12 protein-coding genes, 1 tRNA gene, 1 rRNA gene, 1 other RNA gene and 5 pseudogenes are annotated in these 17290 nt (G+C 40.0%); 1 reads left to right on the plus strand and 19 read right to left on the minus strand.

What is annotated here, in order from left to right:
- Positions 1-228: 228 nt before the first annotated feature.
- From N8M09_RS07710 to comW, 17 genes and pseudogenes are all read right to left on the minus strand, one after another.
- Positions 229-666, minus strand: a complete 438-nt coding sequence (locus N8M09_RS07710; protein WP_219967322.1) for a CoA-binding protein — start codon at positions 664-666, stop codon at positions 229-231.
- An 84-nt stretch (positions 667-750) separates the two neighbouring features.
- Complete coding sequence (gene polA, locus N8M09_RS07715) at positions 751-3384, minus strand: DNA polymerase I (RefSeq protein WP_261064778.1); 2634 nt, start codon at positions 3382-3384, stop codon at positions 751-753.
- 231 nt (positions 3385-3615) lie between these two features.
- Positions 3616-4446: pseudogene (gene srtB, locus N8M09_RS07720) on the minus strand (class B sortase, LPKTxAVK-specific).
- 28 nt (positions 4447-4474) lie between these two features.
- Positions 4475-6154: pseudogene (locus N8M09_RS07725) on the minus strand (IS1182 family transposase).
- Between the two features lie 143 nt (positions 6155-6297).
- Entirely contained in the window at positions 6298-6897 is a 600-nt protein-coding gene (gene abpA, locus N8M09_RS07730) for an amylase-binding adhesin AbpA (RefSeq protein WP_261064779.1), read from the minus strand.
- Positions 6898-7123: 226 nt separating this feature from the next.
- Positions 7124-7458: pseudogene (locus N8M09_RS07735) on the minus strand (hypothetical protein); the annotation flags it as partial.
- Positions 7459-8359 (minus strand): annotated as a pseudogene (locus N8M09_RS07740) (Rpn family recombination-promoting nuclease/putative transposase). It lies immediately after the preceding pseudogene.
- Positions 8360-8582: 223 nt separating this feature from the next.
- Positions 8583-9551 carry a ribose-phosphate diphosphokinase gene (locus N8M09_RS07745; RefSeq protein WP_033682853.1) on the minus strand — a complete coding sequence of 323 codons (969 nt, stop codon included), beginning with the start codon at positions 9549-9551 and terminating at the stop codon, positions 8583-8585.
- Between the two features lie 144 nt (positions 9552-9695).
- Positions 9696-10511, minus strand: coding sequence for a PrsW family intramembrane metalloprotease (locus tag N8M09_RS07750; protein ID WP_261064780.1), 816 nt, complete (start codon positions 10509-10511; stop codon positions 9696-9698).
- Between the two features lie 24 nt (positions 10512-10535).
- A complete protein-coding gene (locus N8M09_RS07755) occupies positions 10536-11033 on the minus strand; it encodes a beta-class carbonic anhydrase (RefSeq protein ID WP_004236873.1) in 498 nt (165 codons plus the stop codon).
- A 72-nt stretch (positions 11034-11105) separates the two neighbouring features.
- Positions 11106-12467: a DNA repair protein RadA gene (gene radA / locus N8M09_RS07760; protein ID WP_261064783.1), complete on the minus strand. Its 1362-nt coding sequence runs from the start codon at positions 12465-12467 to the stop codon at positions 11106-11108.
- A 13-nt stretch (positions 12468-12480) separates the two neighbouring features.
- A complete protein-coding gene (locus tag N8M09_RS07765; RefSeq protein ID WP_261064781.1) occupies positions 12481-13020 on the minus strand; it encodes a histidine phosphatase family protein in 540 nt (179 codons plus the stop codon).
- Between the two features lies 1 nt (position 13021).
- Positions 13022-13465, minus strand: coding sequence for a dUTP diphosphatase (locus tag N8M09_RS07770; protein WP_000701987.1), 444 nt, complete (start codon positions 13463-13465; stop codon positions 13022-13024).
- Between the two features lie 56 nt (positions 13466-13521).
- An RNA gene (gene ffs / locus N8M09_RS07775) (signal recognition particle sRNA small type) lies at positions 13522-13619 on the minus strand.
- Between the two features lie 32 nt (positions 13620-13651).
- Positions 13652-14119 carry a tRNA adenosine(34) deaminase TadA gene (gene tadA, locus N8M09_RS07780; RefSeq protein WP_001110112.1) on the minus strand — a complete coding sequence of 156 codons (468 nt, stop codon included), beginning with the start codon at positions 14117-14119 and terminating at the stop codon, positions 13652-13654.
- A gap of 199 nt (positions 14120-14318) precedes the next feature.
- Positions 14319-15605: an adenylosuccinate synthase gene (locus tag N8M09_RS07785; RefSeq protein ID WP_004237599.1), complete on the minus strand. Its 1287-nt coding sequence runs from the start codon at positions 15603-15605 to the stop codon at positions 14319-14321.
- A gap of 230 nt (positions 15606-15835) precedes the next feature.
- Positions 15836-16072, minus strand: a complete 237-nt coding sequence (gene comW / locus N8M09_RS07790) for a sigma(X)-activator ComW (RefSeq protein ID WP_261064782.1) — start codon at positions 16070-16072, stop codon at positions 15836-15838.
- Between the two features lie 665 nt (positions 16073-16737).
- Between comW and N8M09_RS07800 the strand changes: the two are divergent.
- Positions 16738-16887: pseudogene (locus tag N8M09_RS07800) on the plus strand (transposase); the annotation flags it as partial.
- A gap of 88 nt (positions 16888-16975) precedes the next feature.
- Here the strand turns inward: N8M09_RS07800 and N8M09_RS07805 are convergent.
- A tRNA-Asn gene (locus N8M09_RS07805) sits at positions 16976-17049 on the minus strand.
- Positions 17050-17054: 5 nt separating this feature from the next.
- A 5S ribosomal RNA gene (gene rrf / locus N8M09_RS07810) occupies positions 17055-17169 on the minus strand.
- Between the last annotated feature and the right edge of the window lie 121 nt (positions 17170-17290).

A 17290-nucleotide genomic window follows, 5' to 3' on the forward strand; every position in this document is an offset into this window, starting at 1 on the left:
GTATGTATGTTACTGACTTCGTCAGTTTTATCTGCAACCTCAAAGCCGTGCTTTGAGCTGACTTCGTCAGTTCTATCTGCAACCTCAAAACAGTGTTTTGAGCTGACTTCGTCAGTTCTATCTGCAACCTCAAAAACGGTGTTTTGAGCAACCTGCGGCTAGTTTCCTAGTTTGCTCTTTAATTTTCATTTAGTATAATAAAAAGGTAGCACACCAGCTACCTTTTTATTATGCTTCCTCAATCAAGCGTGTATGTTCTCTCTTGATGCAACGATTCATCACGATGTCATCACATCCACCAGCACGCAAGATTTCTTCCGCTTCTAGACTTTCAAGTCCTAGCTGTGCCCAAAAAATCTTAGCATCAGCCTTGAGAAAATCACGCGCCACATCTGGCAAAAATTCATTGCGACGGTAAATATTGACAATATCTACAGGAAAAGGAATCTCAGCTAGGCTAGCATAAGCCTTTTCACCCAAGATTTCGCCACCTGCCGCCTTGGGATTGACTGGGATGATTTTATAACCCCGGGCCTGCATTTCCTTGGTCACTCGATTGCTAGTTGTTTCCTCACGGTCAGACAGGCCCACCACAGCAAGAGTTTTACTCGTTGTGAGATACTGACGAATCACGCCATCACTTGGATTGATAAATTCTTGACTCATAGAAATCCTCCTTTTTCATCAGTATAGCATATTTTGAAAAGGCTTGCATAATTCTACTACAAAAAAGGAGGACTAGCCCCCTTTTTATTTAGCCTCGTACCAGGTTGCCCCTTCATTTTCATCTGCGATGAGGGGAACACTGAGTTGAATGGCTTCTTCCATGGTTTGTTTGACCAATTTTTTCATCTCTGCTAATTCAGATTTAGGAACTTCAAGGACGATTTCATCGTGCACTTGCAGAAGCATCTTAGTCTGATAACCACCTGCAACCAAGGCTTTGTCCAGCTGAATCATAGCAATCTTGAGAATATCTGCCGCCGAACCCTGGATAGGAGAGTTGATGGCAGTCCGCTCCGCAAAACCACGAATATTGAAGTTGCGCGAATTGATATCTGGCAACTCACGACGACGCTTGAAGAGGGTCTCCACATAGCCCTTATCACGCGCCTCACGCACCACTTCATCCATGTAGTTTTTAATACCTGGAAAACGTTCAAAGTAGGTATCAATGTAAGTTTTGGCTTCCTTACGGCTAATGCCCAAATTATTAGACAAGCCAAAGTCTGAAATTCCATAAACCACTCCAAAGTTGACAGCCTTGGCATTGCGACGGTCGTTTGCAGTCACATCCTCAGGACGCTCAATGCCAAAGACCCTCATGGCTGTCGAAGTATGGATATCTGCCCCCTCTTGGAAGGCCTTAATCAAGTGTTCATCCTTAGAGATATGCGCCAAAACGCGCAATTCAATCTGTGAATAGTCCGAGCTGAGCAGAACACTATCCTCCCACTCAGGCACAAAAGCCTTACGAATGAGACGGCCTTGCTCCAAACGTACAGGAATATTTTGCAAGTTTGGATCCACACTAGACAAACGCCCAGTCTGGGTCAAATCTTGCACATAGCGAGTATGAATCTTGCCATCAGCCAAAATCCAGTCCTGCAAACCAATCACATAGGTAGATTGAATCTTGGCAATCTGACGATAGTCGAGAATTTTCTTAACAATTGGCGCAATAGGAGCTAGGCGCTCCAAGACATCCACCGCTGTCGAGTATCCAGTCTTAGTTTTCTTAGTGTATTCTAGAGGTAGCCCCAATTTTTCAAAGAGAAGGACACCCAACTGCTTAGGCGAGTTGATATTAAACTCCTCACCAGCCAACTCGTAAATCTCTTGAGTTAGTTTTTCAATGACAAGCTCATTTTCAGCCTGCATTTCAAGCAAGGTTTCTTTTTTAACCTTAATCCCAGCAATTTCCATCTTAGCAAGGACAAAAGCCAGAGGTTGCTCCATATCATAAAGAAGCTCTAATTGCCCATTTTCACTGAGTTTTTCAAGTAAAACAGGCGCTGTTTCGACCAAAACAGCAAGCTTACGAGCCAAGTGTTCCAAGAATTTCTCACGTTCAGGAATGGCTCTCTTGACACCCTTACCGTAGAAAGTTTCATCATCAACCAAATAAGTCTGACCATAAAGACTAGCGATGGTCGCAATTTCATTGTCCTCCACAGTCGAAAGGAGGTATTTAGCCAAACGGCTATCAAAAGCAGGTGCCTGCAAATCCACATCAAAACGATGCAAAAGAACTTTAGCCTTCTTAAAGTCATAAACTCTCAGAGATGTTTTTTCTAAGAAATCTTTAAAAATCGGGTCTTGCAACAGCTCAAGCTTATCTGTGGCATAGAGCTTTTCCCCACAAGACCAGGCAAATCCAACCAAATCATCCGTATGGTAATTCTCACCAAAAAGCTCAAAATGGAAGATAGATTCTTCATTCAGCATATCTTGACTAATTTGGTCAACGATAGTAAAGTCCAAGCTCTCAGCCACATCAGCTGACGATACATTTAAAGCCTGCTTGAGCTGTTTGAAGCCCATCTCATCGTAGAATTTCCCAAGATTTTCCACATCTGGACCACTATAGACCAAATCCTTCAAACCGATCTCAATCGGTGCCTTGGTATCAATGGTCGCCAGTGTTTTAGACAAAAAGGCCTGTTCCTTATCATTGATGAGATTTTCCTTCATCTTAGAAGCCTTCATCCCATCGATATTCTGATAAATCCCCTCGAGTGAGCCATGCTCCAGCAAGAGCTTGATACCCGTCTTTTCACCAATTTTGGTCACCCCAGGGATATTATCCGACTTATCACCCATGAGCGCCTTGAGATCGATAAACTGCGTCGGTGTAATGCCCATCTTTTCCATAAGATAATCTGGTGTAAAGGCCTCAAACTCAGCCACACCTTTCTTGGAAATCTCAACTACCGTATGCTCATCCGTCAGCTGAATCAAGTCCTTGTCTCCACTGACAATGGTAATATCAAAACCATCCTGCTCTGCTAGTTTATCTAGTGTCCCAATGATGTCATCCGCCTCATACTGAGCCAACTCATAGTGACGAATCCCCATATGATCTAGCAACTCACGAATGAAAGGAAATTGCTCACGAAACTCATCAGGAGTCTTAGCCCGGCCACCCTTATAGTCCGCATACATCTCTGTCCGGAAGGTCGTCTTTCCCGCATCAAAAGCCACCAAAATATGACTCGGCTCAACCCGCTCCAACAAATGGCTCAACATCAACTGAAAGCCATAAATCGCATTGGTATGCAAACCAGCCGCATTCTTAAAACGATCCAACTGCTGATAGAGGGCAAAAAACGCCCGAAAAGCAACAGAAGACCCATCAATCAATAATAATTTTTTCTTATCCATACACCCATTATAAAGGAAAGCAGGGAAAAATACCATTGGAAAGAGCCAGAGTAAGTATTTTTCAAACTTTTGGCGAATATAGCCATTTAGTTTTTAAAAAACAGAACTTAGCCCATGACTAAATTCTGTTTTTATGCTTTATAATTATAAAAGTGAAATCCTTTTTAACTGCAAAGAACTTCTATTCTTGCTAGACTATATTCATTCCTATTTTAGTAGTAGTCTATATATTTATCTTGTTGGTTTATACGTTAATTGATCTTTATGCTGTTTGACAAACTCACTCATTTCTGAGTCTGGTATTTGACGAAGATATAGATTCTCACGAATCGTTTCATCTTCTTCACGACAAGTTGAAAGAACTAAATACTTATTTTTAGCTGATACTTTAACATTTGGTTTCTTAACTTCAGCTGTTTAATAAATAGTTGTTAACTGCGTTTGAAAATCTTTATCATCATCAAATGAAGTACGATAAAAGGCTGTTTCTTCTGGTACTATAATCATAGCAACTGCTTCATAATAATACTTTCTCTCTGGAGTCTCAATCACAACATATGGATGTTCATCAAAATAATCTTGACGACTATAGTAGTTCACATCATTAAACATACGATGATCCCCAACTTTACTACCACGAGCATGACCAAATAACCAAGTTAAACGGTCACTAAAATCATTTTTATTATCTGTGTCCATAAACACTGTTCCCATATAAGGTTCGTGACCACCATCAAATCTCTTATCTAAATAAGTTGAATTATCAGTTGTTTGAACAACAGGTTCATCCAACTCTGTTCCGGGCGCATACACATAAGCGATCGTATCAGAGTTTGTTCCAAGTAAGCCTTTGAACTTATTCGTAAGATATTCTTTTTCCTCTGCCGATGTCGTAGCAATTTTTTGTGTCGTTTGTGCTACCTTAGTTTCACTCGCCTGATCAGTTGGAGCTAAAAATGTCTTATAGAGGAATAAACCTCCTAAAGCGACAATAGCTACAGCAACAAGCAAAGCGATAATTTTCTTCATAGGTGACTTATTTTTAGTTGAACGTCTGCTCATTTTTATCTCCCTTGTTTATTTACTTTTATCAAAAAGAGGCTGGGCAAAAACTCGCTTCTAAATAAAACCACACAGTGATTCCAGTCTTGAATCCAATCAAGCTGAAAGAAATACTGTGTGGTTTTTGAGTAGTGGATGTTTTAGAGGCTAGATTCTTGGCCAACTTGGTGAGATTCATGCTCATAAAGATAAATCCTATCTCTATTGCGACAGCTTGTTTCCCTCTGACATGCACTCTTCGCACGCCAAAAACACTCTTCAATCTACCAAAAACGGGTTCAACATCGATTTTCCGTTTGGCATAAATTCGAGAGCCTTCTTCACTATGTAATGTTTGCTTAAGGAGTTCCTTAAAGTAATTCCAAGTTGGATTATAATGGATTTGTTTCTGATTTCCACTATTTGTTTTAGCCAACTGTTCTAACTCAGGAGTATCTTGAACTTTATCCGCCTCATAAATCTTGAAATCACGTTGAAAGCCATACTTGTCAGTTCGACTAGAGTAGTTCTTAAAGGAATAAACTAGGCCGTCGGGCTTTATAAACTGGTCCGTGTCCTCAAGATATTCCCAGTTCATTGGATTATCTGTGCTCGTCTGGTAGTTTTTAGTCAATTCCTTCTGATACATGGTATAGGGAATAAGCGGTGTTTTTTACAATTCATCAATGATAAAACGATAATTTTCTTCGCTACCATAACCAGCATCTGCTACGATATAGTTGAATAAGTCTAGGCTTTGAATCGATTGGAGGAAGGGTTTCAGAGTGCGAGTGTCTGTTGGATTGGGAAAGATATCAAAATCAAGGACATACTGACCATTGGTAGCCGCTTGGATATTATAACCAGGTTTCAGTTGCCCATTTTGCATATGGTCTTCCTTCATACTCATAAAAGTGGCATCATGATCCGTCTTTGAGAAAGAGTTGCGGTCTTCTAAAATTTTTCTAGCTTCTTCATAGCGCTGTTTACGAGAAAGGAAATCATCCCTTAATTGCTTACGGATTTTCTTTATCCGACGACGTTTTTGTCTATTGGCAGACCCACCCTTTATCACTTTAGGCTCTTCTTCAATAGCTTGTTCTATTTCGGCTAAGGTAGCCTCCGTTTTTTCTAGTAGCTCCTCCAATCCCGGACGGGTTTCCCGTTCTTCTTTAGATAAGGTGAGATTTACCCCTTCTTGAATCAGCTGATCATAGAGCTGGGAAATTTTCCCACTCAAGGCTGCTTCATATTTGTCAATAGCTCTTTTCCAAGTGAAAGAATAGAGATTGGCATCAGCTTCTAGTTTTGTTCCATCAATGAACAAGGCATCATCCTCAATCATTCCGTTCTCACGCATGAGTAAGGTGAAGTAAATAAAAGCAGTTTTGATTAGGTTGTTGGCATGTTTACTGGAGCGGAAGTTATTAATCGTTTTATAGCTAACATAGGTATCTTGGTTCAACCATTTCAAATGAATGACTTCCTCATTCATTTGAACGATTTTACGTCCAGAGAACACTTGACGAGTATAAGCGAACAGGGTCATCTTCATGAGCATGGCTGGATGAAAGGCATGGCGACCAGTGTGAGAGGTCTCTTCCAATAGAACTTGATTAGGGATACTGTCCACAAAGAGGCTAATCATTCTCGCTTCGGGACTTGATGGAATATCGTAGGCAAGATTTACTTCTAAATTTAACTGATTTGTGTTATAATCTTTATACATTGTCATGGCTTTCTAATTATTTTGTTGTTATTTTAATTATAAACCATGACATAAGAAAACGAGCATCTCCAACTACGGAAATGCTCGTTTTTTGATAGTTAGAAGTGGGTTTTTGCCCACCCTCAGTTACTTCATTAAATAAATTATTTAGAAGCGTGTGTTTTGGGAAGAGCTTTTTGACCAGCTTTAGCTATTGCACCTGCTTGTTTAGCTTGCTCTATTGAATCTGGTTTACCTGGTTCTGGAGTAGCTGATGGAGCTGTTTGTCCATCTTGAGCGTGATCTTTTAAATAACGAGCGTTTGCTTGTTCAAGAGTTTCGTTCAAGATATAGTATTTACCTTCTTTTTTAAGAGATGAATTGAAAACTTCTTGTAAATGTTTCACCGCTTCGTTACGAAGTTCTACTACTTTAGCATTGTATGCTTCTTTAGCTTCTCCAACTGCTTTCTCTAGCGCTGCTTTCTTATTAGAGAAATCATAACCTGAGTATACAGAATCCAAGAATGCTTGCAAGTCTGCTTCAGCTTTGGCAACTTCAGCTGGTTCTTTAAGATCTTTGATATGAGCATCTACATATGCATTAACTCTATTAGCAGTTACAAATTCTGATTGGCTTTCATATGCTTCACGTGAATCATACACACCTGGAAGGTTAGCTCCACCATTGTTATCTGCAAATGCTGGCGCTACTGCAGATAATACTGCAAGAGCTACTACTGATGTCAATAAAACTTTTTTCATTGTTTTATCTCCTATTTTATTTTTTATTTGATTGTAAATAGTTTTCTTTACTACCACCGTTATACCACTTAAATAATTGGTATCAACAATTTTTATCTTATTTTTAAGAAAATATTGGATAAAACAGTCAAAACTTTAAATGTTGAATTCTCATCACTTATAAAAGCTAAATTATTTCAATCAAACAAACAATAATCCTTTATATTCCCAACTATTCGAATCATTACTAGCTGGCAATATATGAAGTCAGAAGGCCTTGACGAACTAGACTTGCTAAACCTACTTTTACCCCTCCTCAGTACTCTCTGGACGACCACGTTCTAAGCCTTTTTCTTCAGCTCGTTCCAAGGCATAGTTATGTGCTAACAAGGCTTGTTCTTCGCGCATATGTAGTTGACTAAGCAGCTTCCTGTCATCCTCAGACCAGCTCTTGTAGTCTAGCAGTTGGTCTGCTTGGCTGATAGCTCGCTCAGGTTGTTGGGTAAAGGGCTTACTCCCGAAAAACTCCAACCACGGCTTGCGAACCTTATATTTGCTAGTTTCTCTGTATTTTTTTAGTTCTTATTTGTGATGCTCTTTCAATAGTGACTCAAATTCAGCAACGGTCATGCCCAATTGCTGACTGGCTACCTCAGATGTCAGAAGACCTTGACGAACCATATCTAGGAAAGCAAAGAGCTTCCCACGCTCTAGTCCTTGTTCAAGACCTTCCGCCCTAGCAGTCTCCAAGGCATAATCCTGAGCCAATAACGCTTGTTCTTCGCGCATACGTTTGACTAAACATTTTCCTGTCCTCCTCGGACCAGCTCTTATAGTCCAGCAGTTGGTCTGCTTGGCTAATGGCTCGCTCGGGTTCTTGGGTAAAGGGTTTATTCCCGAAAAACTCCAACCATGGTTTACGAACCTCATCTTTGCTGGTTTCTCTGTATTTTTTTAATTCCAAGAACGCCATCTTGACTAGATGATGTTCCTGTCCATTGTTTGTAATTGTTAAAGCCTCACCTGTCGTGTCCTCTCGCATACTAAAGCTGTGAAAAGCCAAGTCATCTTGGAAGTAGTTGCTATCTACAATTGCGATAGCGTATACTGGTGCGATGTGTTTGTAACTCTGGTGGGTGTCACCTTCACGTTGGCGAATTTTTTCTAGATTTTGATTGACCTGACTGCACAAATAAGCCCACAGGCGATTGATGAAAAAATTCTGATGATGTACCTGAATCTCAATGATTACTTGTGTCCCATTGTCCAACTCCGCCAAGACGTCTATACTGGTATAGAAATCTTGAGCCGAGTAAGGCATGGAAGGCAAGACGTGAATGTTACTTACCTCCAAAATAGTTACATTCTTGGCTGGTAAATCCAACATATCGCGAATAAATTGACAAGTGATTTCTGGATTGCTAAAAATTTTCTTAGCAACCAAATCATTTGTTGGGCTGATGCCCGGATGTCTTAGAATCATCCTTTTCCTCCTTTTATTATACCATAGTCTTATACTCAATGAAAATCAAAGAGCAAACTAGGAAACTAGCCGCAGGCTGTACTTGAGTACGGCAAGGCGACGTTGACGTGGTTTGAATTTGATTTTCGAAGAGTTTTAAATCTAGGTTTACTAGATTCACTGCTACTATCTATTTATTCGGAAAAGAGACAAAAAAACCTGAGAATTATCTCAGGCTTGGTCATTAAATCTTTTTCTCAATACTGAAAAGTGGAGAAAGTGGGCGTTTTTCATGGATACGTACGATAGCATCTCCCAAAAGATGAGCGATTGAAATCTGCTCAATCTTATCAATCAAACGCTCTTCTGGCAGATAGATGGTATCCAAAACAACCAATTTCTTAATAGCTGACTTTTGGATATTGTCCATAGCAGGACCAGAAAGAACTGGGTGCGTACAGCTTGCATAGACTTCAACAGCACCAGCTTCCGCAAGGGCATCTGCCGCGTGACAAATCGTTCCGGCCGTATCAATCATATCATCAATCAAGATACAAGTCTTACCTTCAACCTTACCGATGATGTTCATGACTTCACTAGTATTCATCTTATCAACGCTACGACGTTTATCAATAATAGCGATAGATGTTTTCAAAAATTCTGCCAACTTACGGGCACGAGTCACCCCTCCATGGTCTGGGCTGACAACCACATAGTCAGAACCAACCATGCCACGACGCTCAAAATAATCCGCAATCAGAGGAGCACCCATCAAGTGATCCACAGGAATATCAAAGAATCCTTGAATCTGCGCAGCATGCAAGTCGATTGTCAACAAACGATCCACTCCAGCTACTTCAAGCATATTTGCAACAAGTTTTGAAGTGATTGGCTCACGCGCTCTCGCCTTTCTATCCTGACGTGCATACCCATAGTAAGGCATGACAACATTGACAGATTCTGCACTCGCACGCTTCAAAGCATCCACCATAATCAAAATTTCAAGCAGATTGTCATTTACAGGCGAACTAGTTGATTGTAAGATAAAGACGTGTTTCCCACGGATTGATTCTTCGATGTTGACCTGAATCTCTCCATCTGAAAATTGGCGAACACTTGATTTCCCCAACTCTATCCCAATCTCCTGCGCCACACGTTTTGCCAATTCTTGATTAGAAGAAAGGGCAAACAGCTTTAAATCAGAAAAAGACATGATTTCCTCCGGTATATATGTATCGCTTGTGCTTTTCACAAGATTTTCCATTTACCATTGTAGCTCTTTTTGCACTATTTTTCAATCAAAAATAAAAGAAGGGCACCATATTTGTACCCTTGCATCTTTCTTTTGAAAAATATTCTAGTTCATCAACTCATTGTGCTTCTCAACAAAGCGATAAGCCTGATAAAAACCGTAAAGAGCAATAGCTGTAACTACTGGAATCGCTAATGGCAACTCTGTCTCCAATTCAACAAAAGGAGAGTTAAACAAGAAATGAATTCCCAAGGCTAAACCTAGGAAAATAAGCCCCTGTTTCTTGCCAACCTTCTGCCCTTTATAGGCTCTGTAAAGCAAATAAACACCTACTACAGCCAGACCTGAAAAAGTCCAGTGAGAGGCAATTCCTGAGATGATACGCTCTAAAATTCTAGAAATGGTAAAGTCAAATCCCTCTGGCAAATCCGTACGAATATAGCCAATATCCTCAATCATTTGGAATCCCAAACCAGAAGCAATGCCTAGTAAAAACAAAGATTTTAATTTTCGTACAGGAATCAAAGCTAAAACAAAAACAAGTGGCAACAATTTCAAGGGTTCTTCTACCAAAGGAGCCACAATAGCACTTTCAAAGGCATTTAAAAATGCACTATCTGGGAAAAGAACACCCAGCAAATCATGGATATAGGTATTAGCAAAGCTAGACAGCCATCCTGAAAGGAACATCCCACCCAATAAAGACAAAATCAAGGCATTCTTTGGTAATTCCCATTTTTTCCCAATACGGAAAAGGAAATAAAGAGCCGGAATCATGTAAAAGAGAGCTAGAAAGATAGAAACTCCCATTAGTCCATATTCCGCACCTGACATCGAACCATCCGTATAGTAGATGGTTTCATACTGCAAACCAATACATAGCAATAAAATAAAAATAAATAAAATACTGTTTTTCTTCATACACTTTCTTTCTAAATGAAGTATTTATAATTCTACAACTGTCATACTTCCTGTATCCACATCGTAAATAGCACCAGAGATAATGACATCATCTGGTATTAGGGGAGACTCGATAAGAAGTTGCATATCCTCGCGTACACTCTCCTCTATATCTTGGAAAGGCAAGAAATCCTGGTCTGACACATCGACACCTAGTTCCTCTTTTAAATACTCCTGAAAAGAGCCATTTTCAAAGGTCTGAGCACCACAGTCTGTATGGTGCAATACCACAATCTCTCTTGTCCCCATTTGTTGCTGGGAAATAACCAGCGAACGAATCATGTCCTCAGTCACTCGACCACCTGCATTCCGCAAGATATGAGCATCCCCAAGTGCCAAACCTAGAGCTTGAGCAACGTGCAAACGTGAGTCCATACAGGTCACAATGGCTACTCTAGTTTTGGGTTTAAGTGGCAGATTTAACTGCCCATGTAGGGCAACATAAGCCTGATTGGCTTGCATAAACTGTTCAAAATACGACACGATTCCCTCCTTGAAAATTTGATAGTCAAATATTTCTCCTATCTTATCATTTTTAAGAGGATTTGTCACGGATTATGCAAAGACCTTTTTCAAAACTTCCTGAATCGTTGTTACCCCAATGACCTGAATTTCCTTGGGCGGAGTGATTCCTGTCAAGGAATTCTTGGGTACATAAATCTTAGTAAAGCTCAGTTTAGCAGCTTCGTTGATGCGCTGCTCAATACGATTCACGCGCCGAATTTCTCCCGTCAAGCCTAACTCTCCTACAAAACATTCCTGAGGATTAGTTGGCTTGTCTTTATAACTCGAAGCAATAGCAACCGCAACGGCCAAGTCTATCGCAGGTTCATCCAATTTAACACCGCCAGCAGATTTAAGATAGGCGTCCTGATTTTGCAAGAGAAGACCTGCCCGTTTTTCTAAAACAGCCATAATCAAGCTGGCTCTATTGAAATCAAGGCCTGTCGTCGTACGCTTGGCATTTCCAAACATGGTCGGTGTTACCAAAGCCTGAACCTCCGCCAAAATCGGACGCGTCCCTTCCATAGTCACAACGATTGACGAACCAGTCGCTCCATCCAAACGCTCTTCTAGGAAAACTTGACTCGGATTGAGTACCTCAACCAATCCGCCCGACTGCATCTCAAAAATTCCAATCTCATTAGTGGATCCAAAACGGTTTTTGACCGCTCTCAAGATACGAAAAGTATGGTGACGCTCCCCTTCAAAGTAAAGCACCGTATCCACCATATGCTCCAACATACGAGGCCCAGCCAAGGTTCCTTCCTTGGTCACATGACCTACGATAAAGATGGCAATGTTATTGGTCTTAGCTAGCTGCATGAGCTCAGCAGTTACCTCACGCACCTGAGAAACAGACCCCTGCACCCCTGAAATCTCAGGAGACATAATGGTCTGAATGGAGTCAATAATGAGGAAGTTTGGCTGGATTCTTTCTACCTCAGCTCGAACACTCTGCATATTGGTCTCTGCATAGAGATAAAACTCACTGTCAATATCTCCCAAGCGCTCTGCTCGTAGCTTGATTTGCTGAGCAGACTCCTCCCCACTGACATAGAGAACTGTCCCCACTTGAGACAGCTGGGTTGAGACTTGTAGGAGAAGGGTTGATTTTCCAATCCCAGGATCCCCACCGATGAGGACGAGACTTCCTGGTACCACTCCTCCTCCAAGTACACGGTTGAATTCCTCCATCTCCGTCTTAGTTAGATTGACGTTGATTGAAGTCACCTCAGCCAGTTTCATGGGCTTGGTTTTCTCACCTGTCAAGGACACACGCGCATTCTTTACCTCGGCAACCTCAACCTCTTCTACAAAGGAAGACCAAGACCCACAGTTAGGACATCGTCCCAGATATTTAGGGGAATTATACCCACAATTTTGACATACAAATGTCGCTTTTTTCTTTGCGATGATAAACCTCTTTCTATATCTCTAACTCACACTCAATCACTTGGCAAAAATCAATCTTCTCATTTAGCACAAACTGGCGCATGAGCATTCCGTGAGTTACAATGATAATAGTTTTATAATTTTTATATTTTTTCAAAGCTCTTAAAAAACGATGACGCATCTCTAGATCAGTTTCATAGCGATAAGGAGAATCTTCAGATAAACCTCCTTGATGTTTTAGATAATATTCATGAGCTACCAATACACTAGTTAAATCAGAGTTAGTGCCATCTAAGTCTGGACGCCACTCATGAAAAAACGGCTCCACAAATAAGTCCAATCCTGTTTCAACCGCTATATAATGGGCTGTTTCTAAAGCCCTCGTCACAGACGATGAAACAATAATCTCTGCCTTTCCAAAACATGCAGTTTTAGCAACTTCTTTTGCCAGACTGCGACCTTTTCCGGTCAATGGTGCTAAATCACGACCAAAACCACTATAGAGTTGCGGATTTTCAAGTTTATCAAGCATACTATAATCTGGCTCCCCGTGACGTACAAAGATAATCTTCATTCTAGTGCCCAGTCGATCCAAATCCACCAGTCCGCACGCCGTCAGCTGCATCTCCATCTGCAATTAAGAAAGGAGCAAAGACAGCTTGGACAACACGTTCTCCCACTTCAAGAACAACCTCTTGGTCTGTGATATTCTTCATCTGTGCAAAAATATGCCCTTCATTCCCAGGATTTCCATAATAATCACCATCAATAACCCCAACTGAATTAATTAAAACCAAACCCTTCTTACGAGGGTTTGAAGAACGATCATAGAGGTAGAGAACCTCAGTCGGCTGCATATAAGCCTTAACCCCTGTCGGAACCAATACAATCTCTCCTGGCGCAATAACTGTACGCACAGCAACCTTTAAGTCGTAACCAGCCGCATGCGCTGTCTCACGCTTGGGCAATAAATTTTCATCTGTAAAACTAGAAACCAATTCAAAACCACGAATTTTCATCATCTTCTCTTTTCTATTATCATTTATTCTAGATTATTCTATCTTATTTATTCGGAAAAAGCACGAAAAAAAGAGCACACAATTCAAATCGCTTAGGGCTGCTGGATTCCTCCCCTGACCCGCTTCACGCAGAACTGTTGCTCCACTATTTATTATATCACATTCCTATTCATTTTAAAAGCAAAATTATTTTTTCCGTCTATTTCTAAAAAAGTCCTGCATAATAGCTGCGCATTCATCTTCCAAAATTCCCGTTTCAACCTCCACACGATGATTGAGACGCTCATCTGTCAAGATATCGTACAAACTCCCAGCAGCGCCAAATTTCTGATTTTTAGCCCCGTAGACCACGTTTGGAATACGGGCAAGCCCGATTGCCCCACTACACATGACACACGGCTCAATAGTCACAAAAAGCGTGCAATCCAGCAAGCGCCAACTTTCTTCACTCAAGTTCGCATTCTCTATAGCCATAATTTCCGCATGCATAACCGCTCGCTGCAGTTCCTCACGCGCATTATGCCCACGGCCAATGATTTCTCCGTCCTTGACAATCACACAACCAATTGGAATTTCATCATGTTCAAGAGCAATCTCAGCCTCTCTCAAGGCCTCTCTCATGAAGACTTCTTTTTCTTCAACTGTATAATTCATCCGTTTCTCTTTTCTTGCTTATCGATTTTATTATTATATCATGAATCCCAAGACAAAAAAAGCCACCGAATGCGGTGACTTTATAGGGAGATTATTATGAAAAAGAAAAGTTTAGGATATTTGTTACAACAAGTTAGGAGGTCTTCTTGTAACTGTCTATAGTATACCCGACCTATCTTAAACAAATCTTAAAAATCTCTTAGGACCAAACACTTTCTAAAATATTTGTTTGTTCACGACCAGGACCTACTGAGAAAGTAGAAATACGAACGCCAACCAATTCACTCACACGACGAACATAGTTACGCGCATTCTCAGGAAGATCTTCCAAATTACGAACTCCAGTAATATCTTCTGACCAACCTGGCAACTCTTCATAGATAGGCTTGCAACGTTTCAATTGCTCAAGACTAGCTGGATAGTAGTCAATACGTTGACCATCAAGATCATAGGCCACACAGATTTTCACAGTATCTAAACCACTCAAAACATCGATAGAGTTCAATGAAAGGTTAGTAATACCAGAAACGCGACGGCTATGGCGCATCACAACTGAATCAAACCATCCCACACGACGTGGACGACCAGTTGTTGTACCATATTCATGACCGACTTCACGGATACGTTCTCCCACTTCATCAAATAACTCAGTTGGGAAAGGACCGTCTCCTACACGACTCGTATAGGCTTTACATACACCAACAACCTTGTCAATCTTACTTGGACCAACACCAGAACCAATCGTAACACCACCAGCCACAGGGTTTGATGACGTAACAAATGGATAAGTACCTTGGTCGATATCTAGCATAACACCTTGTGCACCTTCAAAAAGCACACGCTTACCGTTATCAAGCGCATCATTCAAGATAACCGATGTGTCTGTCACATACTTCTTGATTTGTTGACCATATTCGTAATATTCTTCAAAAATATCATCGAAATCAATCGCTTTACTGTCATACAATTTTTCAAAAAGACGATTCTTTTCAGCAAGGTTACGCTCTAAACGCTCACGGAAAATATCTTTATCCAAAAGATCTGCGATACGAATCCCAACACGAGCAGCCTTGTCCATATAAGCTGGACCAATTCCCTTTATTGTAGTCCCAATCTTATTGTCGCCCTTAGCTTCTTCTTGCAAACGGTCTAACTCGATATGATAAGGCAAAATAACATGCGCTCGATCAGAAATACGCAAGTTATCAGTTGTCACACCCTCCTCATGAAGATAGCTCAACTCTTTTACAAGAGATTTAGGATTTACAACCATACCATTCCCAATAACAGAGATTTTTTCAGGGAAGAAAATTCCAGATGGAATCAAGTGCAACTTAAATTTCTTACCATCAATCACAATCGTGTGACCTGCATTATCACCACCTTGGTAACGTGCAATCACTTCTGCATTCGCTGAAAGGAAGTCTGTAATCTTCCCTTTACCTTCATCACCCCATTGGGTACCTACAACAACAACTGAAGTCATAATCTTGTCTGAGCCCTCAGGCTCTTCCTTTCTCACATACATGGCAGGACTCTCACCTGCAATTATATCTTACAATTTATTATAAGAAAAAATCGCCTTTTTATCAAGAAGAAACAATAGAAAGATTTGCTATTTCCAACTATTAAAAAATAATTTAGAAAAAATTCCGGCTATTTATCATTATTTTTTCACAAAAAGTTAAATTTGTTCGGAAATTAACTCATATTGTCTCAACAAGCAACAAAACCTTGTTTCATTATCATCTTTTCAAGATACAAACGATAAGCAACACGATAATGGTAAACGATAAAATCTCTACGACACCCAATACCATATCTAACTAAATAATAAATCAAAAATTTAAAATGAAAATGTTCCCAGTCCCAACTATTACCAAAGAAAGTAGCATACTCTTCTTCGATACTGTCATAGAAATCAGTCATCTGATCATAAATATTTTGTAGCATAAGCATACACTCCTTTACTTTTTATGATCTTATTCTAACAAAAAATTTTAATTAATCATTAATAACTCCTGAATTGTTAAAATACCAACCTCAACAAGAGAAAAAATAGGAAAAGTTGACAGAATAGAAATAAATTTACTACCTAAATTAGACTTTGATAAAAACCTTATTGACTGCGTTAAATACTAAAAGAGACTGAGGAAAAAATCTTAAAATAAGAAAAACGCATATTATCAGATATTCAAATCTATGTAATCTTGCATTATCTATAATAGCTGATGGTATGCTTAATTTTGTATAGTCGCTTAGTTTAAAATGCGCATGTTATAATAAAGCTATGCATATCTAGTAAATTGAAATAAGAGATGAATAAATCGATTAGGAAAGTCAAATTAATTTCTAGAAATATTTTTAGTAGTTGTAACATACTATTCTAGTTCCAATCTACTATATTGACGAAACGGGAATCGTCCCCTACCTCTATCGTCCTTATGATGCACGGACTCCTAGAGAGGAGAAAGTATATGAAAATATTATCGGACGGCGTTTTGAGCGGACTTCAATTGTTTCAAGAAAAGTAGAGGGAGAGTTTATAGTTCCTATTTGTAAAGTGGTTCAAAATGCAACTCCTACCTACTTTGAAGAGACTTCATATTACAACTTACAACGCTAAATTAGAAGCGACTAATAATCTCATTAAACTTATCAAGCGAAATGCCTTTGGATTTCGGAACTTTGAAAACTTCAAAAAAAGGATTTTTATCGCTCTGAATATCAAAAAAGAAAGGACACATTTCGTCCTTTCTCGCGCTTAGCTTTTCTTCAACCCACTACAGTTGAAAAAGAGCCTAGATTATTAATTACATAACAAAAAAGAGGCTGAACCCCCCCTTTAATTAACTACTCCGCCAGTAGGACTCGAACCTACGACATCATGATTAACAGTCATGCGCTACTACCAACTGAGCTATGGCGGAATAAAGCTAAGCGACTTCCATATCTCACAGGGGGCAACCCCAACTACTTCCGGCGTTCTAGGGCTTAACTTCTGTGTTCGGCATGGGTACAGGTGTATCTCCTAGGCTATCGTCACTTAACTCTGAGTAATACCTACTCAAAATTGAATATCTATTCAAACTAATAAAACCATACGCTTTCATATTCTCAGTTACTTTGGATAAGTCCTCGAGCTATTAGTATTAGTCCGCTACATGTGTC

Source organism: Streptococcus mitis (assembly GCF_946190375.1).
Lineage (GTDB): Bacteria > Bacillota > Bacilli > Lactobacillales > Streptococcaceae > Streptococcus > Streptococcus mitis_CJ.

Bases quoted from the DNA above. Each gene is read 5' to 3' on its own strand.
- N8M09_RS07710 (WP_219967322.1), bottom strand. From the start codon at position 666: ATGAGTCAAGAATTTATCAATCCAAGTGATGGCGTGATTCGTCAGTAT.
- polA (WP_261064778.1), bottom strand. From the start codon at position 3,384: ATGGATAAGAAAAAATTATTATTGATTGATGGGTCTTCTGTTGCTTTT.
- abpA (WP_261064779.1), bottom strand. From the start codon at position 6,897: ATGAAAAAAGTTTTATTGACATCAGTAGTAGCTCTTGCAGTATTATCT.
- N8M09_RS07745 (WP_033682853.1), bottom strand. From the start codon at position 9,551: ATGTCTTTTTCTGATTTAAAGCTGTTTGCCCTTTCTTCTAATCAAGAA.
- N8M09_RS07750 (WP_261064780.1), bottom strand. From the start codon at position 10,511: ATGAAGAAAAACAGTATTTTATTTATTTTTATTTTATTGCTATGTATT.
- N8M09_RS07765 (WP_261064781.1), bottom strand. From the start codon at position 13,020: ATGAAGATTATCTTTGTACGTCACGGGGAGCCAGATTATAGTATGCTT.
- N8M09_RS07770 (WP_000701987.1), bottom strand. From the start codon at position 13,465: ATGAAAATTCGTGGTTTTGAATTGGTTTCTAGTTTTACAGATGAAAAT.
- tadA (WP_001110112.1), bottom strand. From the start codon at position 14,119: ATGAATTATACAGTTGAAGAAAAAGAAGTCTTCATGAGAGAGGCCTTG.
- N8M09_RS07785 (WP_004237599.1), bottom strand. From the start codon at position 15,605: ATGACTTCAGTTGTTGTTGTAGGTACCCAATGGGGTGATGAAGGTAAA.
- comW (WP_261064782.1), bottom strand. From the start codon at position 16,072: ATGCTACAAAATATTTATGATCAGATGACTGATTTCTATGACAGTATC.